This window comes from Providencia sp. PROV261 (assembly GCF_028477945.1).
In the GTDB taxonomy this organism is placed as follows: Bacteria; Pseudomonadota; Gammaproteobacteria; order Enterobacterales; family Enterobacteriaceae; genus Providencia; species Providencia stuartii.
In genome coordinates, this window is sequence record NZ_JAMPMC010000003.1 from 250,547 (window position 1) to 276,628 (window position 26,082).

A 26,082-nucleotide genomic window follows, 5' to 3' on the forward strand; every position below is an offset into this window, starting at 1 on the left:
AAGTGGACTCCTGTTTACTGAACGTCTTGTGCAGAGTTGTTTTTCTGTTCAAAGTGGTAGCGGCCAGTTTTCAGGCTGCTTGGCCCTTTACGAGCGAATTTGAACATCAGGAACAATTCAGCAATTAAGAACAGTGTATACAGACCACAGATCAGAGCTAGAGAGAAAATCAGATCATGGGTTGTCAAGTTTGAGTGTGCAACGGAAACAGGGAGAACCTCACCGATAGCCCACGGCTGACGACCATATTCTGCAACGAACCAGCCTGATTCAATCGCAATCCACGGTAATGGAATACCGAACAATGCGGTACGTAGTAACCATTTGTTTTGACCAATACGGTTGCGTACCACTGACAGGAAGGATAGACCGATGATAATCAGCAGCAGGAAGCCTACGCCAACCATGATACGGAATGCCCAGAACAATGGACCTACATTCGGGATACTATCTTTAACCGCTTTTTGGATCTGTGCTTCTGTTGCATCAACAATATTTGGTGCGTATTGTTTCAGCAGAAGACCATAACCTAAATCTTTCTTGTTCGCTTCGAAAGATTTACGCAACTCAGGGTCTTTATTACCCGCAAGAAGTTGTTGTAACTCACCGTATGCAATCATACCGTTACGAATACGAACTTCGTGTTGCTTCATCAGATCTTTCAGACCTAGAACTGGTGTATCCAGTGAACGCGTTGTGATAAGACCCATCACCCATGGAATTTCAATTGCAAATTTGTTTTCCATTTTTTCGGTGTCAGGCCAAGCGATCAGGTTAAACGCTGCAGGTGGAGCATGCGTTTCCCACTCAGCTTCTACCGCGGCTAACTTGGTCTTCTGCACGTCACCCATTTCGTAGCCTGATTCATCACCAAGAACGATAACAGATAGTACAGCGGCAATACCGAAGCTTGCAGCGATTGCAAATGAACGTTTAGCAAACGCAAGGTCACGGCCCTTAAGCATATAGTAAGAGCTGATACCCAGAACAAACATCGCACCAGTACAATAACCAGCAGCAACTGTGTGAACGAATTTAACTTGTGCAACAGGGTTCAGGACCAGCTCAGAGAAGCTGACCATTTCCATACGCATTGTTTCGAAGTTAAAGTCTGCAGCGATAGGGTTTTGCATCCAACCGTTCGCAACGAGGATCCACAGCGCAGAGAAGTTAGAACCTAAAGCAACTAACCAAGTCACCGCAAGGTGTTGAGTTTTGCTTAAGCGATCCCAACCAAAGAAGAACAAACCAACAAACGTTGATTCAAGGAAGAATGCCATCAAACCTTCGATTGCCAGTGGTGCACCGAAGATATCTCCAACATAGTGGGCATAGTAAGACCAGTTAGTCCCGAATTGGAACTCCATAGTCAAACCAGTGGCAACACCTAGAGCAAAGTTAATACCAAATAACTTGCCCCAGAATTTAGTCATATCTTTATAAATTTGCTTACCAGACAGCACATATACCGTTTCCATGATCGCAAGCAAAAACGCCATACCAAGCGTTAGTGGTACGAACAGGAAGTGATACATCGCAGTTAAGGCAAACTGTAATCTTGACAGTTCGACAATATCAAACATCTTGACTCCTTGCTCCTAGCAGGAAGACACCGACTTGCGGCAACCCAGCTTCCAATACAATTAAAGAAAGCCTCTTAACTACCAGCAAAAAATGCCTCAAAACAACAAATAATTAACAAAATCAAAAACTCTAACGACACTATAATAATAGTACGCTTATCTTCACATACAATAAACTTCTTTTGCGTGATTCAGATTTGAATTCTGAATATATATCAATAATTATACCCTATAATAGAAAAATGAGTATTTGATCGCACACCAATTTAAGCAAATTATAAAAATAATGCTAGTACTAATGAATTGATTTGCGTCAACTTTTTTGATTGTTGTTAAGCGATTATCCTTATCATCAATTAATGGTTATTTAAATGTTAATTGTCTGTTATTGATAATAGTACAAATATTCTTAATTTTCTAAAAGAGAGCCTAAAAAATTAACTTTTTATTTAAAACTTCATAAAAAGATAATTTAATTTATAATATTAGCCTATTTGGTTTTTATTATGAATTTTATTAATTACTAAATAATCTCTGCTTATTTGACTATTTTAGATTTATTAATTAAGACTAAGCATCCGTTATTAAAAATGGCACTTTAGTAGTATATTTAATCACGTTGAGTGAAAAACACCCAATTTAAGACTGGAGTACAACACTTAAGCAGTATAAATAACCGTCAAACGGCGATAATTGGAACCCGTTAAAGGGTAGTTGCATAGTACAATTAAATCTAAAAAAACTAGGCCGCTAAAAAGAGTACGACACTCCATCTCACGTATCCACACTGCGATAATCCGCTAATTTATCGATAACAGCACCTGTGTTATCCCTCTGTGTCTAGCGCGCCACGCACAACAAAAAAGGCCCGTATTCTTTTGGAATACGAGCCTCACTGTTTTAAATGTTTATGCTAAGCGAGAGCTTATTTTGCCAACATTGATTTCACAGCATCGCCAATGTCTGCCAAGCTACGTACTGTTTTCACGCCCGCAGCTTCTAATGCAGCAAATTTCTCGTCAGCTGTACCTTTACCGCCAGCGATAATCGCACCAGCGTGGCCCATACGCTTACCTTTAGGCGCTGTTACACCTGCAATGTAACCAACAACTGGCTTAGTTACGTGCTCTTTGATGTAAGCAGCCGCTTCTTCTTCTGCGTTACCACCGATTTCACCGATCATGACGATTGCTTCGGTTTGTGGGTCTTCTTGGAACATCTTCAGGATGTCAATGAAGTTTGAACCTGGGATTGGGTCACCACCGATACCAACACAAGTTGATTGGCCAAGACCTGCATCTGTCGTTTGTTTTACCGCTTCATAAGTCAGCGTACCTGAACGTGAAACGATACCGACTTTACCTGGCATATGGATATGACCTGGTTGGATACCAATTTTACATTCACCCGGCGTGATAACACCTGGGCAGTTTGGACCGATCATGCGTACGCCAGCTTCATCTAATTTCACTTTCACAGTCAGCATATCCAGCGTTGGGATACCTTCAGTAATAGTGATAATCAGTTTAATGCCTGCATCAATTGCTTCTAAGATAGAATCTTTACAAAATGGTGCTGGAACATAGATAACAGAAGCGGTTGCGCCTGTCGCTTCTACAGCTTCACGAACAGTATTAAATACAGGTAGGCCTAAGTGAGTTGTGCCACCTTTACCCGGAGTCACACCACCAACCATTTTAGTACCGTAAGCAATCGCTTGTTCGGAGTGGAAAGTACCTTGACCGCCAGTGAAACCTTGGCAAATTACTTTGGTGTTTTTATCGATTAAAATAGACATTATTTGGCCTCCGCCGCTGCTACTGCTTTCTTAGCTGCATCCGTCAGGCTGTTTGCTGCGATAATATTCAGACCGCTATCAGCCAGTTTCTTCGCACCTAACTCTGCATTGTTACCTTCTAAACGAACCACTACTGGTACATTCACGCCAACTTCTTCTACTGCACCAATGATGCCGTCTGCAATCAGGTCACAGCGAACGATACCACCAAAAATGTTAACGAAAACAGCTTTAACGCTCTTATCTGAAAGGATAATTTTAAATGCTTCAGTTACGCGTTCTTTAGTTGCGCCACCACCAACGTCTAAGAAGTTAGCTGGTGCACCGCCGTGCAGTTTAACGATATCCATGGTTCCCATTGCAAGACCTGCACCGTTAACCATACAACCGATGTTGCCATCAAGTGCAACATAGTTCAGTTCCCACTGTGCAGCTTGTGCTTCGCGCGCATCTTCTTGAGATGGGTCATGCATTTCACGCATTTCTGCTTGGCGATATAGTGCGTTGCTATCAACACCTAATTTACCATCCAAACAAACTAGGTCGCCTTCAGTATTGATGACTAATGGGTTGACTTCGATTAGAGCAAGGTCACGCTCTAAGAACATAGTCGCTAGGCCCATGAAGATCTTAGCGAATTGGCTAACTTGTTTACCCGTTAAGCCTAATTTAAATGCTAATTCACGGCCTTGGAAAGGCATAGGCCCTGTTAATGGGTCGATAACTGCTTTGTGGATCAGTTCTGGCGTTTCTTCAGCAACTTTCTCAATCTCAACACCACCTTCGGTAGAAGCCATAAACACAACACGACGTGTGCCACGGTCAACTACTGCACCCAAATACAGCTCTTTAGCAATATCTGTCGCATGTTCAACAAGGATTTGGTTAACAGGCTGACCATTTGCATCTGTTTGGTAAGTAACAAGGTTTTTACCTAACCATTTTTCAGCAAATTCTTTGATATCGTTGATATTGCTTGTGACTTTAACGCCGCCAGCTTTACCACGTCCACCTGCGTGAACTTGGCATTTAACAACCCATGGGCCGTTTCCGATTTTTTTAGCCGCTTCTACAGCTTCATCTGCTGATGAGCAGGCATAACCCGTTGGTGCTGGCAAACCGTAGCGTGTAAAAAGCTGTTTTGCCTGATACTCGTGTAAATTCATGATGTTCTATCCATAATTGAGTCTGAAGAGGCGTTTATTCGCCTCCTGCAATTGTTACTGATTTAGCAACCGGCGGGAGCCGGTTGCATCGGTTACTTCAGACCGGACAGGTATGCCCCTGCCCTGTTATGTTGCTATACGTCCAGCAGTAAACGAGTTGGATCTTCCAGCATATCTTTGATAGCCACTAAGAAGCCAACTGACTCTTTACCATCAATTAGGCGGTGGTCATAAGATAATGCAAGGTACATCATTGGAAGAATTTCGACCTTACCGTTAACCGCCATAGGGCGATCTTTAATAGCATGCATGCCTAAGATTGCACTTTGTGGTGGGTTAATGATAGGTGTGGACATGAGAGAACCAAATACGCCGCCATTAGTGATAGTGAAGTTACCACCAGTTAAGTCTTCAACCGTTAATTTACCGTCGCGACCTTTAACAGCCAGTTCTTTAATTGTCTTCTCGATATCAGCCATGCTCATCGCATCAACATCACGCAATACTGGTGTTACCAGACCACGAGGTGTCGATACCGCAATACTGATGTCGAAATAGTTGTGGTAAACCACATCTGTACCGTCAATAGAAGCATTCACTTCTGGATAACGTTTCAGTGCTTCGACCGCTGCTTTAATGTAGAAAGACATAAAGCCTAAACGCACACCGTGACGTTTTTCGAACGCTTCACCATATTGCTTACGCAGATCTTTGATTGGCTGCATGTTAACTTCGTTAAAGGTTGTTAACATCGCAGTGCTGTTTTTCGCTTCCAACAGACGCTCAGCAATACGTTTACGCAGACGTGTCATTGGTACACGTTTTTCGCTACGATGTGCCAGTGGCGCTTGTGGAGCAGCAGGTGCTTGTGCTTTAGCAGCAGGCGCTGATTTGTTCGCTGCTAAATGTTTTTCAACATCTTCGCGAGTCAGACGACCACCAACACCCGTGCCTTTAATATCTGCTGGGTTAAGATCATGCTCTGCAACTAAGCGACGGATCGCTGGAGACAGTGCATCATTGCTCTCTTCTTCCAAGCTCGCCGTTTGACGTTGTGCAGGTGCAGCTTCTTGAGCAGGTTTCACATCCGCTGGCATGCCAGTGCTATCACCCAAACGAATACGGCCTAACAGTTGTTTAGATAACACTGTTGCACCTTCGTCTTCAACGATAGCTTCTAGTACACCCGCTTCACTTGCAGGAACTTCTAGTACAACTTTATCCGTTTCGATTTCAACCAGCACTTCGTCACGTTCAACGCTATCACCTGGTTTTTTATGCCATGTGGCAACCGTAGCATCAGCAACGGATTCAGGAAGATCTGGAACAAGAATTTCTACACTACTCATTTTCTATCCTTTAATTATTCAATGTTCAACGCGTCATTAACCAGAGCTTGTTGCTGCTCTTGGTGAACGGACGTATAACCAACTGCTGGAGATGAAGAAGCAGCACGACCTGCATAACGTAAAGTCGCCCCTGCTGGGATAGCTTCACGGAAGTTGTGTTGGCTGCAATACCAAGCGCCTTGGTTCAATGGCTCTTCTTGACACCATACGAAATCCTTAACATGCGCATATTGCGCCAGCGCTTGCTGAATATCTTCGTGTGGGAACGGATATAGCTGCTCAATACGCACGATAGCAACATCTGTTTGTTCATTCTTACGACGCTGTTCTAACAGATCGTAATAAACTTTACCTGAACACAGAATGACGCGTTTCACGTTTTTCGGATTGATTTCATCTATTTCACCGATTACTGGCAGGAATTTACCATTCGCCAGCTCTTCCATGCTTGATACCGCTAATGGATGACGCAGCAGTGATTTAGGTGACATCACAATCAGAGGACGACGCATATCGCGTAGTGCCTGACGGCGTAACATGTGATAAACCTGAGCAGGCGTTGACGGCACACACACTTGCATGTTTTGGTCTGCGCACAGTTGCAGATAACGCTCTAAACGTGCAGAGGAGTGCTCTGGGCCTTGGCCTTCATAACCGTGTGGTAAAAGCATTACCAAGCCACACATACGACCCCATTTTTGCTCACCTGAGCTAATAAATTGGTCGATAACCACTTGCGCACAGTTTGCGAAGTCACCAAATTGAGCTTCCCAAATCGTCAGAGCGCGTGGTTCTGTCGTCGCGTAGCCATATTCGAATGCCAACACCGCGTTTTCTGTCAGAACTGAGTCCCAAACATTAAACACGCCTTGCCCGTTATGGATATTTTGCAGCGGTACATATACTGAACCGTTCGTTTGATTATGAACAACAGCATGACGGTGGAAGAACGTACCACGGCCAGCATCTTCACCAGATAGACGAACAGGAATACCTTCATCAACCAAGGTTGCATATGCCAATGTTTCTGCTGCACCCCAATCAAGAGGTTTTTCGCCTTTTGCCATTTCAGCACGGTCAGAGTAAATTTTCTCAACACGAGACTGAGTGACAACTTCAGCAGGGATAGTACTGGTTTTAACCGCAAGCTCTTGCAAGCGTTTTAAATCAAATGTGGATTTGTATTCTTCATTCCATTCATGGTTCAGGTACGGTTCCCATGTATAAGAATGTAGCCCCATTTCACGCCACTCTTCAACGACACAGTCGCCTCTATCTAGCGCGTCACGGTACAAATTAACCATCTCAGTGACTTCATCAGCAGTCACAACACCACTTTCAATTAGACGGTCAGCATAGATTTTACGTGGGGTCGGATGTTTTTTGATTTTTTGATACATAATTGGCTGAGTTGCATTTGGCTCATCAGCTTCGTTATGACCATGACGACGATAACAAACGAGGTCAATCATCACATCACGTTTAAAGGTATTACGGAAATCTAGTGCTAAGCGAGTGACAAATGCTACCGCTTCTGGATCATCAGCGTTCACGTGGAAGATAGGTGCTTGGACCATCTTCGCGATGTCAGTACAATACTCTGTTGAACGAGTATCTTTCGGGTTAGACGTTGTGAAACCGATTTGGTTGTTAATGACGATACGTACAGTACCACCAACTTCATAACCACGCGCTTGAGACATGTTCAGTGTTTCTTGAACAACGCCTTGGCCTGCTACCGCAGAGTCACCATGGATGGTGATTGGTAGCACCATATTGCTACGGCCTTCATCAAGACGGTCACGACGAGCACGGACAGAGCCAATAACAACTGGGCTAACTATCTCAAGGTGAGATGGGTTAAATGCCAATGCTAAGTGAACACGTGAGCCTTCGGTTTGGAAATCAGAAGAGAAGCCTTGGTGATATTTAACGTCACCAGCACTTGAGTGGTCTTTGTGTTTACCTGCGAACTCATCGAATAGTTCAGCCGGTTTTTTACCTAAAATGTTGATAAGAACGTTAAGGCGACCACGGTGAGCCATACCTAGTACAACTTCACGCGTATCTTGTTTACCCGCATGGTGAATCAAATCTTTCAGCATTGGGATCAGTGAATCACCACCTTCCAATGAGAAACGTTTTGCACCTGGGAATTTAGCGCCTAAATAACGCTCTAGCCCTTCTGCTGCTGTTAATTCAGCTAAGAAGCGACGTTTTTCTTCTTTCGTAAATTGCTCAGCGACATTCACAGACTCGAGGCGTTGCTGGATCCAGCGTTTTTCCTCAGTATTTGTGATATGCATGTATTCAGCACCAATAGAACCGCAATAAATACGTTTCAGTGCATCATACAGGTCGCTAAGTTTCATGGTCTCTTTGCCAATCGCAAAAGAACCCACATTGAATGTTTCGTCGAAATCTTCTTTCGTTAGATTATGGAATGCTGGATCTAAATCGGGAACAGATTCACGTTTCCATAAACCTAATGGGTCAAGATTTGCATTTTGATGCCCGCGGAAGCGGAATGCGTTAATCAACTGCAAAACTTTTACTTGTTTTGCGTCGATTGCAGGATCGCTAACAGAGGTATGATAACGAGTCGAGTCTTTTGCTAAGCGACGGAAATATTCGCGTGCTTGTGAGTGGAATTGCTCAGCGTTGGTGCCTGCTCCAGGCAGTTGCTGGAAGATTTCTCTCCAGCCAGCATCAACAGAATTGGGGTCAGTTAGATAATCTTCATAGAGTTGTTCTATGTAAGTCTGGTTCGCGCCTGCCAGAAAGCTCGAATCCAGCCAGTCCTTCATTACGCCGTTCTGCATTGTGATCCCTTAAGCTTTTACAGCTTTAGTTTTCGCCGTGGTTAACTAATTGCCGCGTTTAAGCGGCCTCGATAAAGGTTCTTCTGGACGTGCTTTATGCATGTTCTCACTTTGGGTTTCCCTTTATCACTCCGGGCTCCCCTTTTAAGGAACCTTTAAAAACTGACTGCAGTTTTTAAAGGTTCCTCGAGTTTGCTCGCGTCTTCATCATTTGCAGTTTGGCTTATTACTTTCACTTTTTTGCTTTTACTTTTTACTATTTAATAACCTACGGTACTTTCGTACCGCAGGTTAAATCGGTTTTATGCACTATGTTTTAGTAACATAGATTTAATATGCCCGATAGCTTTCGTTGGATTTAGTCCTTTAGGACATACATTGACACAATTCATGATGCTATGACAGCGGAAAACACTAAAAGCGTCGTTCAGATCATCTAATCGAGCATCTGTTTCAGTATCTCTACTATCAATTAGGAACCTGTATGCAGCTAAAAGACCTGCTGGACCAATAAATTTGTCCGGGTTCCACCAGAACGATGGGCAAGAAGTTGAGCAACATGCACACAAAATACACTCATATAATCCATCGAGTTTTTCACGCTGTGCCGGTGACTGTAAATTCTCACGCGCCGGTGGGTTCTTATTATCATTAATAAGATACGGACGAATTTTTTCGTATTGAGTATAGAACTGGCTCATGTCGATAATCAGGTCACGAATAACAGGCAGACCTGGTAATGGACGGATCACAATTTTCTTTCCGCTACGAGTCAACGCAGACAGGGGTGTGATACAAGCCAGACCATTTTTACCATTCATGTTAACGCCGTCAGAGCCACATACACCTTCACGGCAAGAACGACGGAATGACAATGTTGGATCTTTCTCTTTCAGTTGGATCAACGCATCCAGCAACATCATGTCACGCCCTTCAGGCACTTCGAGCGTGTAATCTTGCATACGTGGCGCGTTATCTACGTCCGGATTATAGCGATAAATCGAAAATTCAAGTTTCATAGTTCATTTCTCCGCAACTGGATTAACACCACGCATTAATAAGTACGTACTTTCGGCGGGAAGGGTTCACGCAACTTAGGTTGCATGTTCACTTCACGACGCGTCATCGTTTCAGATTGCGGTAAATACAATGAGTGACACAGCCAATTAACGTCATCACGATCTGGATAGTCGAAACGGCTATGCGCTCCGCGACTTTCAGTACGGAAGTTTGCAGCTTGTGCTGTTGCATAAGCTGTTTCCATCAAGTTATCCAGCTCTAAACATTCAATACGTTGAGTGTTGAACTCGGTCGATGTGTCATCAAGACGTGCATTTTTCAAACGCTCGCGGATGACTTTCAGCTCTTCTAAACCTTTCGCCATTGCATCACCTTCACGGAATACCGAGAAGTTATGTTGCATGCAGGTTTGCAGCGCTTTACGGATTTCAACAGGATCTTCACCCGTACGTGCATTTTCCCAGCGGTTAAAGCGAGCCATTGCAGCATCAATGTCAGATTCAGATGCTTCACGCATTGAACCTTGCTCCATCAGTGACTCTTTCAGGTGTAGACCCGCAGAACGACCAAATACCACTAAGTCGAGCAATGAGTTACCACCAAGGCGGTTAGCACCGTGTACAGATACACACGCAATTTCACCCACAGCGAACAGACCTGGAATGACTTCATCCTCGCCTTTTTCGTTATAACGAATCGCTTGACCTGTAACCTTAGTTGGGATACCGCCCATCATATAGTGACACGTTGGGATAACTGGGATTGGCTCTTTGATTGGGTCAACGTGAGCAAAGGTACGAGATAACTCAAGAATACCCGGTAGGCGTGATTCCAGAACTTCTTTACCCAAGTGGTCCAATTTCAATTTCGCGTGAGGTCCCCAAGGGCCATCACAGCCACGACCTTCACGGATTTCAATCATAATTGAACGAGCAACAACGTCACGACCAGCAAGGTCTTTCGCGTTAGGCGCATAACGCTCCATGAAACGCTCGCCGTCTTTATTCAATAGGTATCCACCTTCACCACGGCAGCCTTCTGTTACCAGAACCCCTGCACCTGCGATACCTGTTGGGTGGAATTGCCACATTTCCATATCTTGTAGTGGCACACCCGCACGGGCAGCCATACCAACACCGTCACCCGTATTGATGTGAGCGTTTGTTGTGGATTGATAGATGCGGCCTGCCCCCCCTGTTGCAAGGATCGTTGCTTTAGCTTTGAAGTAAACTAGCTCGCCAGTTTCCATACAAATTGCCGTACAACCAACGATATCGCCATCTTGGTTTTTAACTAAATCAAGGGCATACCACTCAGAAAAAATAGTGGTGTGGTTTTTCAGGTTTTGTTGATACAACGTATGCAACAGAGCATGACCAGTACGGTCAGCAGCAGCAGCGGTACGAGCCGCTTGCTCACCACCGAAGTTTTTAGACTGACCACCGAATGGACGCTGATAAATACGACCGTCGTCCAAACGAGAGAATGGTAAGCCCATATGTTCTAATTCAAGAATCGCTTCTGGACCCGTTTTACACATGTATTCGATGGCATCTTGGTCACCGATATAGTCAGACCCTTTTACGGTGTCATACATGTGCCACTCCCAGTTATCTGGGTGAGTGTTACCTAGTGCAACAGTGATACCACCTTGCGCTGATACCGTATGAGAACGGGTTGGAAAAACTTTTGACAACAAGGCGCAAGATAAGCCAAGTTGCGAAATTTGCAATGCAGCGCGCATACCTGCGCCACCTGCACCGATAACGATAGCGTCAAATTCTCTTATTGGCAGATTCATTTATGCACCCCACACCACAATTGTTCCGTAAATTAAGTAAGCCAGCAGCGCAACAACAATAACAAGCTGCAACACTAAACGTAGTGCCAATGGCTTAACATAGTCAGTGAGCACCTGCCATAAACCAATCCAGGCATGCACTAAAATCGAGAACAATGTGAGGATAGTAAATACTTTCGTCACAGAAGATGCGAAGAAACCACGCCATGTTTCATAAGTGATATCGTTGATGGCAATAAAGCCAACAAGATACAGTACGTAGAGTACGATAACGATCGCTGAACCACGGATTAACAGCCAGTCCTGAATACCAGTGCGGCCTAAAGCTGAAGCATTACTTACCATACTAATATCCCCGCCAGAATTGCCAGAACGACAGTAATAACAAACGTGATTTTTGCAGATGAGTTACCTGCGGCTAGTGTTTCATCAACCCAGCCGAAGTCCATCAGCATATGACGAATACCACCACAAATGTGGTAAGCCAATGCTGTTAGAATTCCCCAAAGAATGAACTTAGCAAAAAAGCCGGTCATTATTTCGGATACGTATTGAAAGCCTTCTGGAGAGGAGAGAGATGTCCCTAACAACCAAAGCAGAATACCAACTGCGATGAAAGTAATGACGCCAGAGACACGGTGCAAGATCGAAGAGATTGCAGTGATCGGGAAGTGGATCGTCTGCAGATCAAGATTGACAGGTCTTTGTTTTTTCACAATTTTGCCCACACAGCTCTTTATTATTTTCCTTCCTCCGGACCTGGGGCGGAAATGGACAGCGACAGGGGTACAAAATGCAACTTAAGCTAAACGTTAGTCCATCATGTTCAAGTAGAGTTGCATACTGATTACGCTGGAACTCCTACATCAGGGTAATCCGGAGACCTGCTGCCAGTATAAAGTCTTCACATTGCTATTACAATTCCCACACAAAATGTTTGGTGACATTTAGCCCGAACAGTGAGAGGGATCACGATTTAAACATTTTATATAAATGTGCTTATCTTATTTGACAATGATTCAACATTTATCTTACATATATGGCTGGTAGAATTATCTGAACGTCGCCAATATCTCAATCGGCGTGAAAGAAAACTGAAAAGTTATGAAACTAGTTTCCCTTACTAAAAATAATGATATTGTAGGGAAAACAACAAAAAGAACATAACATCTACACACTCGTAAACAACCTAAAAGACATTGTCATCGGTAGTCAGATTTCAGGATTTAATGTGATAGCTAGCTGATTTCCACAACACACCGGTAGAACAATGTGTAAAGACGCAGTATAACGCTGAGTTCTGGTTGTTGGGTGTTGATTATCAAGCGCTAAGGAGACCGTAAATGGCTGATAACAAAGCTAAGCTAACGACTGAGAGTGCAAGTACAATTGAACTAGACATTCTAACCCCAACTCTCGGTCAAGACGTTATCGATGTCCGAACTTTAGGTTCAAAAGGGTATTTCACCTACGACCCTGGATTTACCTCTACTGCTTCATGTGAATCAAAAATCACTTACATTGATGGTGATAAAGGCATTCTGCTGCACCGCGGTTTTCCAATTGACCAATTGGCAACCGAAGCCTCTTACTTAGAGGTTTGCTACATCCTGTTATACGGCGAAGCGCCAACGCAAGAACAATACAATACCTTTAAGAATACGGTAACTCGCCATACCATGATCCATGAGCAAATTACCCGTATGCTTACAGGCTTCCGCCGCGACTCACACCCTATGGCAGTATTGTGTGGTGTGACAGGTGCGCTAGCAGCCTTCTATCACGATGCGCTGGATGTTAACAACCCTCGCCACCGTGAAATCACTGCGTATCGTCTGCTGTCTAAGATGCCAACGGTTGCGGCGATGTGCTACAAGTACTCCATCGGTCAACCTTTCGTCTACCCTCGTAATGACCTGTCTTATGCAGGTAATTTCTTGTACATGATGTTCTCTACACCATGTGAAGAGTATGTGGTTAACCCAGTGCTTGAGCGCGCAATGGATCGTATTTTAATCCTACACGCCGACCACGAACAAAACGCTTCAACGTCAACCGTACGTACTGCTGGCTCTTCCGGTGCAAACCCATTTGCATGTATTGCTGCGGGTATCGCTTCGCTATGGGGACCTGCTCATGGTGGTGCTAACGAAGCTTGTCTACGTATGTTGGAAGAGATCCAAACTGTTGAACACATTCCAGCATTTATTGAGCGTGCGAAAGATAAAAATGACTCTTTCCGTCTGATGGGCTTTGGTCACCGTGTTTATAAAAACCATGACCCACGCGCGACTGTTATGCGTGAAACCTGCCATGAAGTTCTAAATGAGCTTGGCCTGAACGATAGCCTACTCGAAGTGGCGATGGAACTGGAGCGTATTGCACTAAACGACCCATACTTCATTGAGAAAAAACTGTATCCTAACGTTGACTTCTATTCAGGTATCATCCTGAAAGCAATGGGTATTCCATCATCTATGTTCACCGTGATCTTTGCTATTGCACGGACTATCGGCTGGATTGCACACTGGAACGAAATGCATGATGATGGTCTGAAAATCGCACGTCCTCGCCAGCTATATACTGGCTACGGGAAACGTGAGTTTAACTCTAACCTATCAAAAAAATAATATTCTCACTAAAACGATTCGATTCCCTACATACCAAAGCCCCGAAAATCGGGGCTTTTCTATCGCATGATTTAGCTAGTTGATTGGTATTCTTTTGGTGTAACACCACTCATTTTTTTAAAAAAACTAATAAATGCGCTATCACTCGTTAGCCCTAATTCTTGAGTGATAAAATGGTAGGGCTTCCCTTGAGCAAGAAGCTCTACAGCCTTTATAAAACGCCATTGTTGGCGCCAAACCTGATAACTCATGCCTGTTTCACGCAAAAAAATACGTGTAATCGTTTTTTCACTTGCTCCAACGGTTTGGGCCAGCGCGACTAATGGTGGAGGAAGCTGCTCCATATTGACATGTTTCAGTCTGCGATCTTGCGGTATAGCGATAAACATCGGCTCTTTACTCGCATTTTGCAATTCATCGATAAACACAGGTAATAAATTGGCTAACCGCCCTGTTTGCCACTGGCTATCAAAAGGTGCAATAGCAATACGTTCAAGAAGCTCTCTCAATAGCGGTGTTACCGTTAACACCATGACTTCACTACCTATTTGCTGAGCAAACTGTTGGCTTAGATAAACGGAGCGATAGCCAACAGACGCCCGCATTTGCGCACGATGAACAACCTGTGCGGGGATCCAAGCCACTCTGCCAGGAGGAAGTAATGATAAGCGGTTTTCCAATGAAATACGGATACAACCTTGCTGCGTAAACAGTAATTGCCCCATATCGTGAGCATGAAAGCCTGAGTCGTGTTGCCCCATCTCCGCTGCAATCCCTAATATCGGAGCTTGATACCAATGTGTCTCAAACTTATCTTGCTGATTAAGCCATGCCATAACATGTCCTATTTTTGATATCTATTGTCTTTATTATTGTAATAAGACAGTAAAAATACAACTAAACTGCTCGCCATCAGTGACAGATATAGGATTATTAATATGAAACGCCCTCTTTCATTATGGCTGGCTGTTGCCTTAATGATGTTTCCACAAATCGTTGAAACCATATACAGCCCAGCATTAACGGGGATTGCTATCGCTTTCCATGTTAATGCAGAACAAGCTTCACAGACGCTTTCACTCTATTTCTTTGCATTTGCATTCGGCGTCGTATTTTGGGGAAGAATGTGTGACACACTAGGCCGCCGTCCAACAATACTTGCAGGGCTTTTATTGTATGGAGTTGCCTCGATTGGAGCCTTATTTGTAACGCATTTTTATTTATTATTGCTTATGCGCATGTTATCCGCTTTTGGTGCAGCTGTAGGCTCTATTGGCACCCAAACAGCCATGCGTGATTGTTATCAAGGCCATGAATTATCTAAAGTATTCTCTATTATGGGGATCGCTCTAGCCATTAGCCCAGCAATGGGTATGTTAGCAGGTTCATTATTAGTCAGTAGTGGCGGTTATCAAGCCGTTTTTATTGGCTTAGCGGTTTTAGCTATTGGGTTATTGTTGTGGTCTTGTTATCGACTTCCAGAAACTCGACCAGCAAATGTGATACACAGCCCATTTTTAACCACTTTATTCACCATGATTAGGGATAAAGAAATTGTCAGAAATGTGATATTGATAGCATTTTTCAACATTAATTTATTCAGTTATTACCAACTGGCGCCCTTTCATTTTGAACAATTAGGGCTATCTCAACAACAATTTGGCCTAACTGGGATCTTATTAGCGTTAGGTGTAGGAATTGGTTCGACGTTAAATCGCCATTTATTGGGTAAAAATTGGTCACCAGAAAAATTAGTTAAGCTATCAAGCTTTGTTTCACTAATAAGTGGTTGCCTAGTTTTTATCCTAATGCATTCAGTGTGGTTTATCGCGCCTGTAATAGGGGTCGTCATTGGCTATGGTATTGCAATCCCTAATATTCTAGCTCATGCACTTAGCCGCTATTCCGACAATAAAGGCACTGCGGGTGCCATTTTAGGGCTATTTTATTATATAGGGCTTGCGGTAGGTTTGATGGTGGCAGGCTGGAGCCAACATTTAGGTGGGGTTTTGGTAATAGGCAGCATTATTCTCAGCCTATCATCCCTTCGCTATCGCACGCAGTAAATTCAACTCACTGTCTATGTGCAGCACCAATATTGATTGGGCTGCACATGTTTATTTTAAATAACGCTTAAGCAGGATTATCAATATCAATGAATACCGCATCTAGCCCGTGGTTATCTACCAGCCACTGAGTAAGTGCTTTGATCCCATAACGCTCAGTCGCATGATGCCCCGCAGAGTAAAAATGGATCCCCATTTCTCTTGCAATGTGGATCGTCTGCTCAGATACTTCCCCTGTTACAAAAGCATCTACACCAAATTCCGCGGCTTGCAAAATAAAGCCTTGTCCACCCCCTGTGCACCATGCAATTTGGCGAATTTCTTGTTTCCCCGTATCACCACAATGGAGTGCTTTACGCCCAAGGTGCGTTTCCAGTCGTTCAGTTAATTCAGCAGGCGTAATCGGCTGATCAAAGTAACCAAATGGCATTAATGGCTCAATATGACCATCAATTTTAACCCCCATGATATGCGCCAACTGGGTATTATTTCCTAAGTGAGGATGTGCGTCTAAAGGCAAATGATAGCCATATAAGTTAATATCGTTTTCGAGGAGCGTTTTTAGACGCTTTCTTTTCATCCCTTTGATCACAACGGGTTCATTTTTCCAAAAGTAACCATGATGAACAATGACAGCATCCGCATTCATTTCAACGGCTTTATCAAGTAATGCTTGGCAGGCAGTGACTCCCGTTACAATCTTTTGTACATGTGAACGCCCTTCGACTTGTAAACCGTTCGGCGCATAGTCTTGGAATTCGCTGACTTTCAGCTCATTATTAATAAGTTCTTCCAACGCTAAGTTACGCATAATATTGTCCTTTTACTGCATCGGTTTTGCCTGTTCTAGCAAAAATGGTTGGTTTTGTGACAAGCTATCTAGAGTGTCTAGCTTTTGACATCCTCCCCACCCTAAAGGGTAAGATCCCTACTATATTCATAATGGTCGTGAGGATCAGCCATGAAGCCATTTTTGTATACAGGATATCGTTTTTCCTGCCTCATGGTTTTCATTTTGGAGCGCTAAGGAGGCGTGGTTGAAAAAAGCAACAAGCCCTGCAAAGTGCGCTATGTCATGCCATTACTGACTATTGAGTCTTAATTGAAATTTAAAGGCGCGCCGTCGCTTCATAGTTGGCATTATACTTTGGTCCATGAAAAAGGAAAAGTGATGCGCTAATGAGCGCCTCATCGGCATAGAAAAAGAGGGAATGGTGGAGATAGGTCAGGTTAAATAATCTAGCATTTGAAATTAATATTCCCCCCACAACCTAGTGTTGCGGGGAGCAGGACCGCCAATTAGCGATGAGTATTCATGGTCATTTCTGAGCGCTCAAGCCAAATGGGCTTATCACTTGTTTTAGCCCACACTTTATAAAGGTAGCTATAAAACTTTGCGCGTTGTGGATGAAAAACCATAACCGGAAATGCAAGTATGCCAGCGGTTAACGCTGCTGTGCGGCGTAAAAGCACCTGATTCCGGGAGTATTCGTGATATGCGGACATCGATATCCTCCTGTCAGTAGCCACATTATTTGCCGATTTTAGTTTGCCCCTAACTTACACATAGTACCCATTCAAGAGTGACCAAAATCGTACAGATAGTATGAAAGATAAATTAACTGCCTTAATAATACTCTTCTATTGGTAATTTTACTACTGATCTGACCACTTAAAAGATAAAAAAATCGTCAATTTTGAGAAAAAATGTAGGTTTATTACAATAATTAACAGCAAAATGAATAAAAACAACAAAACGATCACAATAAATTAACAACATCGATTAACAAAGCGTCACACTGCCGCTTTTTATCGCGATTTTTATACTTTTTTTACACCCCTAACTGACTTTTTATCAGCTTCTTTACAACGTAATCCTTACCCTACTCCTATGGAAATAATAAGGAGAAACGACTGTGTCATTACTTTCCATTATTGGGGCAGTTTTCGTTGTTTTACTGCTGGTTTATCTCATTTATGCCCTGCTTAACGCGGAGGATTTCTAAGATGGCCACAAGTGCATTACTACTTATTGCCAGTTTTTTACTGGTGCTATTTGTACTCGCGAAACCACTCGGACTATTTATTGCCCGATTAATAGAAAGCGATATGCCACACTTTATCGCCAAAACTGAGACGATCATTTGGCGTTTCAGTGGGCTAAAACAGCCAGGTCGAGAAATGGCAGAGATGAATTGGTCACGTTACGCATTCGCCATTTTGCTGTTTAACGCATTGGGCTTTGCGTTACTTTTTATTCTGCTGCTATTTCAAGGCAACCTCCCTCTTAACCCACAAAAATTTCAAGGGATGAATTGGGATCTCGCTTTTAATACTGCAATTAGTTTTGTAACCAATACCAACTGGCAATCTTACAGTGGTGAAAGCAGCTTAAGTTACCTGAGCCAAATGGCTGGATTAACCGTACAAAACTTCTTATCCGCAGCAACAGGCATCGCAGTCGTGTTCGCTCTGATCCGTGCTTTTGCACGCCACAGCAGTAAGACGCTGGGTAATGCTTGGGTGGATCTCACGCGTATTACGCTCTATTTACTCTTACCGTTAGCGGTTATTTTTGCGCTCTTTTTTGTTAGCCAAGGTGTGATCCAGAATTTCTCGCCTTATGTCTTAAGCAATAATCTAGATAGTTCAGCTCAACTCATTCCAATGGGGCCTGTGGCATCTCAAGAAGCGATAAAACTCTTGGGCACAAATGGAGGCGGATTTTTCGCCGCAAACTCTTCTCATCCCTTTGAGAATCCAACGGCGTTGACTAACTTCGTACAGATGTTAGCGATCTTTTTGATCCCAACAGCCTTATGTTTTGCCTTTGGCCGCTCCGTGGGGGATAACAAACAAGGAAATGCCCTGTTGTGGGTCATGGCGATTATTTTTGTCATCGCGGCTACAACGGTGATTTATGCCGAGTATGTTGGCAACCCTTTTTTAGCTGATTTTGCGGCAAATAGCTCAATTAATATGGAAGGAAAAGAGAGCCGATTTGGGATCCTTGGCTCAGCATTATACGCCGTTGTGACTACCGCAGCGTCATGCGGTGCCGTCAATGCCATGCATGACTCTTTTACTGCGTTAGGCGGTATGGTGCCAATGTGGCTAATGCAGATTGGTGAAGTGGTATTTGGTGGCGTCGGCTCCGGTCTGTATGGCATGTTGCTCTTTGTTTTACTTGCCGTATTTATTGCCGGTTTAATGATTGGCCGTACTCCCGAATATTTGGGTAAAAAAATTGAAGTGAGAGAAATGAAAATGGTGGCTATTGCTATTTTAGTTACACCGACATTAGTACTTTGCGGTACTACACTCGCTTTAATGACAGATGTGGGCCGCGCTGCCATTTTTAACCCTGGTGCTCATGGTTTTAGTGAAGTGCTATACGCTTTCTCTTCTGCTGCCAACAACAACGGAAGTGCTTTTGCAGGGCTTAGTGCAAACACACCGTTCTACAATGTTGCACTGGCAATCACCATGTTCTTAGGCCGCTTTGGTGTCATCTTCCCTGTTCTTGCTATCGCGGGTTCATTAGCAATGAAAAAACCTCAAATGGCAAGTACCGCCAGTTTACCGACGTATGGGCCTGTTTTTATTGGCTTATTAATTTTAACCATTTTACTCATCGGTGCTCTAACTTTCGTGCCCGCACTTGCGCTGGGTCCGATAGCAGAACATTTGCAAATTGGGTTAGCAGCATAATGAGGGAAATAAAATGAACAGTAAAAAAACTCAGCTTTTTGACCGTAAACTCGTTCGTCAATCGATTATTGATGCGATAAAAAAATGTACACCGCAAGCTCAATGGCGAAACCCCGTCATGTTTGTGGTCTATATCGGTAGTCTTATTACCACGCTGTTATGGCTAGCGATGCTCACCCATTATAGTACTGGGGATGCTTGGTTTAGTGGCATGATAACCTTATGGTTATGGTTTACTGTCTTATTTGCTAATTTTGCTGAAGCGCTCGCAGAAGGGCGCAGCAAAGCACAAGCGGCTAGTCTCAAAGGGGTTAAGAAACTCAGCAGTGCGGTACGTCTTGCTAACCCTAGCTTGGATGCCCCGCAAGAAACCGTCAATTCAGACCAGCTACGCAAAGGTGATATCGTTTTGATCCGTGCGGGTGAAACCATTCCTTGTGACGGTGAAGTGCTTGAAGGCGGTGCCTCCGTCGATGAAAGTGCAATTACGGGGGAATCAGCACCCGTGATCCGTGAATCTGGTGGGGATTTCTCCTCAGTGACGGGGGGCACCCGTGTATTGTCAGACTGGCTGATCGTTGAGTGTACCGTTAATCCCGGTGAAACTTTTCTTGACCGAATGATCTCCATGGTTGAGGGAGCGCAACGTCGCAAAACACCTAATGAAATCGCACTGACTATTCTATTGACGGCGCTTACCATTATTTTCTTGCTCGCCTGCGCAACCCTGTATCCTTTTACTCTCTTTGCAGCAGAATATGCAGGTGCTGGCAATGCAGTTTCTATTTTAGTGCTGATTGCGCTATTAATTTGTTTGATCCCAACCACCATTGGTGGATTACTCTCCTCTATTGGTGTTGCAGGGATGAGCCGCATGTTAGGTGCGAATGTCATCGCCACCAGCGGACGTGCGGTTGAAGCTGCTGGGGATGTTGATGTGCTATTACTGGATAAAACAGGCACAATCACATTAGGTAATCGCCAAGCCTCTGCCTTTTTACCGTTATCAGGTGTCACTGAACAACAATTAGCTGACGCAGCTCAACTCTCATCATTAGCCGATGAAACACCTGAAGGTCGCAGCATTGTAGTACTCGCGAAACAAAAATTTAATTTACGTGAAAGAGATATTCACGCCTTAAATGCCACTTTTGTTCCTTTTTCGGCAATGACCCGTATGAGCGGCGTCAATGTTGGTGACAGGATGATCCGCAAAGGTTCAGCCGATGCCATTCGCCGTTATGTTGAAGCTAATCATGGCAAATTCCCACTCGAAGCAGACAAGTTAGTCGAACAAGTTGCTCATCAAGGGGGAACTCCATTGGTCGTCGTAGATAACCAAACTGTTCTTGGTGTCGTTGCCTTAAAAGATATTGTAAAAGGTGGCATCAAAGAGCGTTTTGCTCAAATGCGTAGCATGGGGATCAAAACGGTAATGATCACTGGGGATAACCACCTAACGGCAGCCGCTATCGCTGCAGAAGCGGGTGTTGATGATTTCTTAGCAGAAGCGACGCCAGAAGCCAAATTAGCCTTAATTCGACAATATCAATCGGAAGGCCGTTTGGTTGCCATGACAGGCGACGGCACCAATGATGCCCCTGCCCTTGCCCAAGCCGATGTCGCCGTTGCCATGAACTCTGGTACACAGGCCGCGAAAGAAGCGGGTAACATGGTGGATTTAGATTCAAACCCAACCAAACTGATTGAAGTGGTGCACATAGGCAAACAGATGTTGATGACTCGGGGATCGCTCACCACATTTAGTATTGCAAACGACATTGCCAAATATTTTGCCATTATTCCAGCCGCCTTTGCGGTAACTTGGCCACAACTTAATGCCCTCAACGTCATGCAGCTCCATTCACCAGCTTCCGCATTATTATCGGCGGTGATCTTTAATGCCTTGATCATTGTGTTTCTGATCCCATTGGCATTAAAAGGGGTCAATTATCGCCCTATGAGTTCACAATCGTTATTACAACGCAACCTTGGTATTTACGGCCTTGGCGGTCTGATCGTTCCTTTTGTTGGCATCAAACTTATTGACATGGTCATTAGCCTCTTTGGTTTATAAGGTTATAAGGAATCAATTATGAACACGATCCGTTCATCCATTGTGGTATTAATTTTATTGGCGATTATAACGGGTGTCGCTTATCCTCTATTGGTTACTGGGCTCGCGAATGTTCTATTTCCTTGGCAAGCCCAAGGTTCGCTCATCCAGCAAGAAGAGCGTGTTATTGGATCTACTTTGATTGGTCAAAATTACCAATCTGACCGCTATTTTTTCGGCCGACCTTCAGCGACGGCTGATTATCCTTACAATGCGTTAGCCTCAAGTGGGAGTAATCTTGCAATAAGTAACCCACTTTTAAACGAAGATTTCGCACAGCGTAGTCAACAGTTGAGGATGCAAAATCCAGATGCGGGACAAGCTATCCCTGTCGATCTACTCACCGCCTCTGCCAGTGGCTTAGATCCGCAAATTTCTGTTGCGGCAGCACTCTATCAAGCACCGCGTATCGCAAAGAACAGACAGATCCCACTAAAAGCAGTAGAATCATTGATAGCGGCACAAACAGAAAAGCCACTCCTTGCCTTTATGGGGGAACCCGTTGTGAACGTGTTGCAACTGAACGTGGCATTGGATGAGTTTAAGCAGCAGGCCAATCTCCCTACTTACTGAGGTTAGTTATGGACAATCAAGATCCTGTACGTCCAAATCCAGATGAATTGCTGGCAAAAGCCAATGAAAGTGGTCGTGGCAAACTCAAAATATTTTTCGGCGCCTGTGCAGGCGTCGGAAAAACTTATGCGATGCTACAAGAGGCACAGCGCCTGCGGGCGCAAGGCCTAGATGTCTTAGTGGGGGTCGTCGAAACCCATGAAAGGGAAGAAACCGCCGCGCTCCTTGATGGTTTATCTCAGTTACCGCCGCGCCGCTTAAATCATCGAGGCCGTCGTATGAGTGCTTTTGATATTGATGCTGCTATTGCAAGGCACCCTGCTATCATTTTGATGGATGAGTTGGCATTTAGTAACCCAGCAGGTAGCCGCCATCCGAAACGGTGGCAAGACGTTGAAGAGCTTCTTGATGCGGGTATTGATGTTTTAACGACTATCAATGTGCAACATATTGAAAGTTTGAATGATATTGTGGGTAGCATTACAGGGATCCACGTACGTGAAACGGTTCCCGATCACATATTCGATGCCGCCGATGAAATCGTTTTAGTCGACCTTCCCCCAGACGATCTCCGCCAGCGCCTAAAAGAAGGTAAGGTCTATATCCCCGCACAAGCCGAGCGTGCGATCGAACATTTTTTCCGTAAAGGTAATTTGATAGCCCTTAGAGAGTTGGCTTTACGCCGTACTGCCGACCGAGTCGATGACCAAATGCGAGAGTTTCGCGATGGTAAAGGGCACGTTCCTGTTTGGCATACTCGAGATGGTTTACTGTTATGTATTGGTCACCATAATGGCAACGAAAAACTGGTGCGAGCGGCAGCAAGGTTAGCGGCAAAACTAGGCTCTGTTTGGCACGCCATTTATGTCGAAACACCAAAGTTACATCGCCTTCCTGAAGGGCACCGTAGGGCTATCCTTAAAGCGCTCCGCTTGGCTCAGGACTTGGGAGCCGAGACAGCAACGTTATCCGATCCTTACGAAGAAAAAGCGGTTTTACGCTATGCGCGCGAACACAATCTAGGCAAAATATTGGTAGGTCGGCGCACGAAGCGTCGCCGCTGGCTAGACTTTGGTACTCATACAAACTTTGCTGAACGTTTAGGCGCATTAGGCCCAGATCTTGATTTAGTTATTGTTGCACTCGAGGAGAGAAATGATTGGGTCAAGGAGCCTGAACGTAAGCCTTTTTCTGAAAAATGGCGGAGTGATGTTAATGGGTTTTTAGTGGCTATCGCTATCTGTACGGTGATTACCCTGTTTTCACGTACCTTTTTGCTGGCCCTCGATAAAGCCAACCTTGTTACGCTGTATTTACTGGGTGTTGTATTAGTCGCGCTTTTTTATGGACGTCGCCCATCCATCTTTGCTGCGCTAATCAATGTAATTAGCTTTGACCTCTTTTTTGTACAACCCCATTTTTCACTCGCCATTATGGATATGCAGTACTTGGTCACCTTTACCGTCATGCTAATTGTTGGTGTCGTGGTCGGGAATCTAACTGCAGGTATGCGATATCAAGCGAGGATCGCGCGCTACCGTGAGCAACGAACTCGTCATCTATATGAAATGACAAAAGAATTAAGCCGAGCACTCACAGAGCAAGATATTGGTAAAACTGGCTATCACTTTATCAATAATGCCTTTCAAGCAAAAACCTGTTTATTGTTACCAGATGAAAACAATCAGCTCTCCCCTTTGTTATGTGAAGGTCATAGCCCTATGCAAATTGATCAGGCTATTGCTAAATGGAGTTTCGAGAAGCGGCAACCTGCTGGTGCGGGGACAGATACCCTACCAAGTGTACCTTATCAATTACAACCCATTACAACCGCCGATCAAACACTGGCTGTACTCGCCATTGAACCCAACAATCTCCGTCAGTTGCTGATCCCTGAACAGCAGCGCATGTTGCAAACTTTTACAGGGCTGATTGCTAGCGCTTTAGCGCGTTTGCAATTGTCAAAGCAAGCGGAAAGTGCAAAATTAGATATTGAGCGTGAGCAGTTACGAAATTCGTTATTAGCCGCATTATCTCATGATCTTAAAACCCCCTTGACGGTGCTGTTTGGCCAGGCGGAAATTTTGACCTTGAATCTGAGCGCTGAAAATTCTCCTTATACTGAGCAAGTGAATCAAATGCGCCAGCAGATACTGAGCACCTCACGTTTAGTTAACAATTTATTAGATATGGCACGGCTGCAATCCGGCAGTATTCAACCTAATTTTGAGTGGCAATCACTGCAAGAGATCACAGGCAGTGCGGTTAGAACCCTTGATTACACCTTGCATAGCCACCCTCTATCTATTGATATTCCTGCCAACTTATTGCTCTATTGCGATGGCAATTTAATCGAGCGCGTATTAATTAACTTACTGGAGAATGCGACTAAATACAGTGATAAAGATACCCCGATGGGAATTTGTGCTCAAATAGAGGATAATCAAGTACATATTGAAGTTTGGGATGCGAGCAACGCTATCCCTGATGGGCAGGAAAAAATCATTTTCGATAAATTTTCTCGCGCCCAAAAAGAGTCGGCTATTCCCGGTGTAGGCCTTGGGTTAGCAATTTGTCGAGCCATTATTCAATTGCATGATGGCAACATTTGGGCCGAAAATAATAAAAAAGGTGGAGCTAGCTTCCACTTTGTTCTACCTTTTAAACAACTTCCAGATATTGAAGAGCTAGATAATTATTGTGAATCCCCATCAAATACTGATCATTGAAGATGAAAAAGAGATCCGTCGCTTTGTCCGATTAGCTTTGGAGGGGGAAGGCTGGAAAGTTTTTGAGGCGGAAAACCGTCATCGGGGGTTAATTGAAGCGGGAACTCGCCAACCTGATCTGTTAATACTGGATCTTGGCTTACCGGATGGTGATGGCTTAGATCTGATCCGTGATCTGCGCCAATGGAGTAGTATCCCGATCATCGTTCTCTCCGCTCGCGAAGAGGAGTCACAGAAAGTCGCGGCATTAGATGCCGGAGCAGATGATTACCTGACTAAACCTTTTGGTGTTAGCGAATTACTTGCAAGGGTCAGAGTCGCTTTACGTCGCTTCGGTAAAGTCACTCAAGAAAACGCAATATTCCAATTTGGTGATGTCACAATTGATTTTATCAATCGTCTCGTCACCAAACAAAATGAAGAGTTACATCTCACCCCTATTGAGTTTCGCTTGCTCAGTGAACTCGTAGCAAACAGTGGCAAAGTTCTAACGCAACGCCACCTATTGTTACAAGTTTGGGGGCCTAATTATGTTGAACATAATCATTACTTACGTATTTATATGGGGCATTTACGCCAAAAACTGGAAAATGATCCCGCTCGCCCTATTCATTTATTAACGGAAACGGGGATTGGCTACCGATTTATGCCATAACCTCTTATTCTCAGATTATTTCCTCTAGCTGCTGTAAAGTGACTCGCTATAATCTTCCTTATA

At 44.1% G+C, this 26,082-nt stretch carries 20 protein-coding genes; 8 read left to right on the forward strand and 12 right to left on the reverse strand.

Annotated elements, in window-relative coordinates:
- Positions 1-14: 14 nt before the first annotated feature.
- From cydA to sdhC, 9 genes are all read right to left on the reverse strand, one after another.
- The gene (gene cydA / locus PR675_RS01645) at positions 15-1,583 is read right to left on the reverse strand and encodes a cytochrome ubiquinol oxidase subunit I (protein WP_004917765.1); all 1,569 of its coding nucleotides are present in this window, start codon (positions 1,581-1,583) and stop codon (positions 15-17) included.
- A 925-nt stretch (positions 1,584-2,508) separates the two neighbouring features.
- Positions 2,509-3,381, reverse strand: coding sequence for a succinate--CoA ligase subunit alpha (gene sucD / locus PR675_RS01650; protein ID WP_004917763.1), 873 nt, complete (start codon positions 3,379-3,381; stop codon positions 2,509-2,511).
- A complete protein-coding gene (sucC, locus tag PR675_RS01655; protein ID WP_004917759.1) occupies positions 3,381-4,547 on the reverse strand; it encodes an ADP-forming succinate--CoA ligase subunit beta in 1,167 nt (388 codons plus the stop codon). The genes sucD and sucC overlap by 1 nt, the downstream gene beginning before the upstream one ends.
- 134 nt (positions 4,548-4,681) lie before the next feature.
- On the reverse strand, positions 4,682-5,896 hold the full coding sequence (odhB, locus tag PR675_RS01660) for a 2-oxoglutarate dehydrogenase complex dihydrolipoyllysine-residue succinyltransferase (RefSeq protein ID WP_004917758.1): 1,215 nt from the start codon (positions 5,894-5,896) through the stop codon (positions 4,682-4,684).
- 14 nt (positions 5,897-5,910) lie between these two features.
- Entirely contained in the window at positions 5,911-8,718 is a 2,808-nt protein-coding gene (gene sucA, locus PR675_RS01665) for a 2-oxoglutarate dehydrogenase E1 component (RefSeq protein WP_004917756.1), read from the reverse strand.
- A gap of 302 nt (positions 8,719-9,020) precedes the next feature.
- Positions 9,021-9,737, reverse strand: coding sequence for a succinate dehydrogenase iron-sulfur subunit (locus tag PR675_RS01670; protein WP_004917754.1), 717 nt, complete (start codon positions 9,735-9,737; stop codon positions 9,021-9,023).
- A gap of 35 nt (positions 9,738-9,772) precedes the next feature.
- Entirely contained in the window at positions 9,773-11,539 is a 1,767-nt protein-coding gene (gene sdhA / locus PR675_RS01675) for a succinate dehydrogenase flavoprotein subunit (protein ID WP_004917753.1), read from the reverse strand.
- Positions 11,540-11,884 carry a succinate dehydrogenase membrane anchor subunit gene (sdhD, locus tag PR675_RS01680; RefSeq protein ID WP_004917752.1) on the reverse strand — a complete coding sequence of 115 codons (345 nt, stop codon included), beginning with the start codon at positions 11,882-11,884 and terminating at the stop codon, positions 11,540-11,542. It lies immediately after the preceding gene.
- Complete coding sequence (gene sdhC / locus PR675_RS01685) at positions 11,878-12,267, reverse strand: succinate dehydrogenase cytochrome b556 subunit (protein WP_004917750.1); 390 nt, start codon at positions 12,265-12,267, stop codon at positions 11,878-11,880. Before sdhC ends, sdhD begins: the two co-directional genes overlap by 7 nt.
- 615 nt (positions 12,268-12,882) lie before the next feature.
- Between sdhC and PR675_RS01690 the strand changes: the two genes are divergently transcribed.
- Positions 12,883-14,169 carry a citrate synthase gene (locus PR675_RS01690; protein WP_004917748.1) on the forward strand — a complete coding sequence of 429 codons (1,287 nt, stop codon included), beginning with the start codon at positions 12,883-12,885 and terminating at the stop codon, positions 14,167-14,169.
- A gap of 71 nt (positions 14,170-14,240) precedes the next feature.
- Here PR675_RS01690 and PR675_RS01695 read toward each other — a convergent pair whose 3' ends face one another.
- The gene (locus PR675_RS01695; protein WP_004917746.1) at positions 14,241-15,005 is read right to left on the reverse strand and encodes an AraC family transcriptional regulator; all 765 of its coding nucleotides are present in this window, start codon (positions 15,003-15,005) and stop codon (positions 14,241-14,243) included.
- A gap of 102 nt (positions 15,006-15,107) precedes the next feature.
- On the opposite strand from PR675_RS01695, the gene PR675_RS01700 reads away from it, so the two are divergent.
- Positions 15,108-16,235, forward strand: coding sequence for a multidrug effflux MFS transporter (locus PR675_RS01700; RefSeq protein WP_014657759.1), 1,128 nt, complete (start codon positions 15,108-15,110; stop codon positions 16,233-16,235).
- Positions 16,236-16,302: 67 nt separating this feature from the next.
- Here the strand turns inward: PR675_RS01700 and PR675_RS01705 are convergent, their stop codons facing one another.
- Together PR675_RS01705 and PR675_RS01710 are read right to left on the reverse strand one after the other, a co-directional pair.
- The gene (locus PR675_RS01705) at positions 16,303-17,046 is read right to left on the reverse strand and encodes a type 2 GTP cyclohydrolase I (protein ID WP_004917742.1); all 744 of its coding nucleotides are present in this window, start codon (positions 17,044-17,046) and stop codon (positions 16,303-16,305) included.
- Positions 17,047-17,534: 488 nt separating this feature from the next.
- Complete coding sequence (locus tag PR675_RS01710) at positions 17,535-17,741, reverse strand: YbfA family protein (RefSeq protein ID WP_060560664.1); 207 nt, start codon at positions 17,739-17,741, stop codon at positions 17,535-17,537.
- Positions 17,742-18,151: 410 nt separating this feature from the next.
- Between PR675_RS01710 and kdpF the strand changes: the two genes are divergently transcribed.
- From kdpF to kdpE, 6 genes are read left to right on the forward strand one after another with little or no spacing between them, the layout of a single operon-like run.
- Positions 18,152-18,241: a K(+)-transporting ATPase subunit F gene (gene kdpF / locus PR675_RS20955; protein WP_071243399.1), complete on the forward strand. Its 90-nt coding sequence runs from the start codon at positions 18,152-18,154 to the stop codon at positions 18,239-18,241.
- A gap of 1 nt (position 18,242) precedes the next feature.
- Complete coding sequence (kdpA, locus tag PR675_RS01715) at positions 18,243-19,946, forward strand: potassium-transporting ATPase subunit KdpA (protein ID WP_060560663.1); 1,704 nt, start codon at positions 18,243-18,245, stop codon at positions 19,944-19,946.
- 13 nt (positions 19,947-19,959) lie between these two features.
- Positions 19,960-22,023, forward strand: a complete 2,064-nt coding sequence (kdpB, locus tag PR675_RS01720; RefSeq protein WP_004917733.1) for a potassium-transporting ATPase subunit KdpB — start codon at positions 19,960-19,962, stop codon at positions 22,021-22,023.
- A gap of 18 nt (positions 22,024-22,041) precedes the next feature.
- Complete coding sequence (kdpC, locus tag PR675_RS01725) at positions 22,042-22,635, forward strand: potassium-transporting ATPase subunit KdpC (RefSeq protein ID WP_014657757.1); 594 nt, start codon at positions 22,042-22,044, stop codon at positions 22,633-22,635.
- Between the two features lie 8 nt (positions 22,636-22,643).
- Positions 22,644-25,364 (forward strand): two-component system sensor histidine kinase KdpD, encoded by a 2,721-nt coding sequence (kdpD, locus tag PR675_RS01730; RefSeq protein ID WP_036943513.1) that lies wholly within the window; start codon positions 22,644-22,646, stop codon positions 25,362-25,364.
- Positions 25,336-26,019, forward strand: coding sequence for a two-component system response regulator KdpE (gene kdpE, locus PR675_RS01735; RefSeq protein WP_004917729.1), 684 nt, complete (start codon positions 25,336-25,338; stop codon positions 26,017-26,019). Before kdpD ends, kdpE begins: the two co-directional genes overlap by 29 nt.
- Positions 26,020-26,082 lie beyond the last annotated feature (63 nt).

Coding starts and splice junctions, on each gene's coding strand:
- PR675_RS01695 (WP_004917746.1), bottom strand. CDS start 15,005: ATGGCATGGCTTAATCAGCAAGATAAGTTTGAGACACATTGGTATCAA.
- kdpA (WP_060560663.1), top strand. CDS start 18,243: ATGGCCACAAGTGCATTACTACTTATTGCCAGTTTTTTACTGGTGCTA.
- PR675_RS01710 (WP_060560664.1), bottom strand. CDS start 17,741: ATGTCCGCATATCACGAATACTCCCGGAATCAGGTGCTTTTACGCCGC.
- sucC (WP_004917759.1), bottom strand. CDS start 4,547: ATGAATTTACACGAGTATCAGGCAAAACAGCTTTTTACACGCTACGGT.
- kdpB (WP_004917733.1), top strand. CDS start 19,960: ATGAACAGTAAAAAAACTCAGCTTTTTGACCGTAAACTCGTTCGTCAA.
- PR675_RS01690 (WP_004917748.1), top strand. CDS start 12,883: ATGGCTGATAACAAAGCTAAGCTAACGACTGAGAGTGCAAGTACAATT.
- kdpC (WP_014657757.1), top strand. CDS start 22,042: ATGAACACGATCCGTTCATCCATTGTGGTATTAATTTTATTGGCGATT.
- sucA (WP_004917756.1), bottom strand. CDS start 8,718: ATGCAGAACGGCGTAATGAAGGACTGGCTGGATTCGAGCTTTCTGGCA.
- odhB (WP_004917758.1), bottom strand. CDS start 5,896: ATGAGTAGTGTAGAAATTCTTGTTCCAGATCTTCCTGAATCCGTTGCT.
- sdhD (WP_004917752.1), bottom strand. CDS start 11,884: ATGGTAAGTAATGCTTCAGCTTTAGGCCGCACTGGTATTCAGGACTGG.
- sdhA (WP_004917753.1), bottom strand. CDS start 11,539: ATGAATCTGCCAATAAGAGAATTTGACGCTATCGTTATCGGTGCAGGT.
- PR675_RS01705 (WP_004917742.1), bottom strand. CDS start 17,046: ATGCGTAACTTAGCGTTGGAAGAACTTATTAATAATGAGCTGAAAGTC.
- cydA (WP_004917765.1), bottom strand. CDS start 1,583: ATGTTTGATATTGTCGAACTGTCAAGATTACAGTTTGCCTTAACTGCG.
- kdpD (WP_036943513.1), top strand. CDS start 22,644: ATGGACAATCAAGATCCTGTACGTCCAAATCCAGATGAATTGCTGGCA.
- sucD (WP_004917763.1), bottom strand. CDS start 3,381: ATGTCTATTTTAATCGATAAAAACACCAAAGTAATTTGCCAAGGTTTC.
- PR675_RS01700 (WP_014657759.1), top strand. CDS start 15,108: ATGAAACGCCCTCTTTCATTATGGCTGGCTGTTGCCTTAATGATGTTT.
- PR675_RS01670 (WP_004917754.1), bottom strand. CDS start 9,737: ATGAAACTTGAATTTTCGATTTATCGCTATAATCCGGACGTAGATAAC.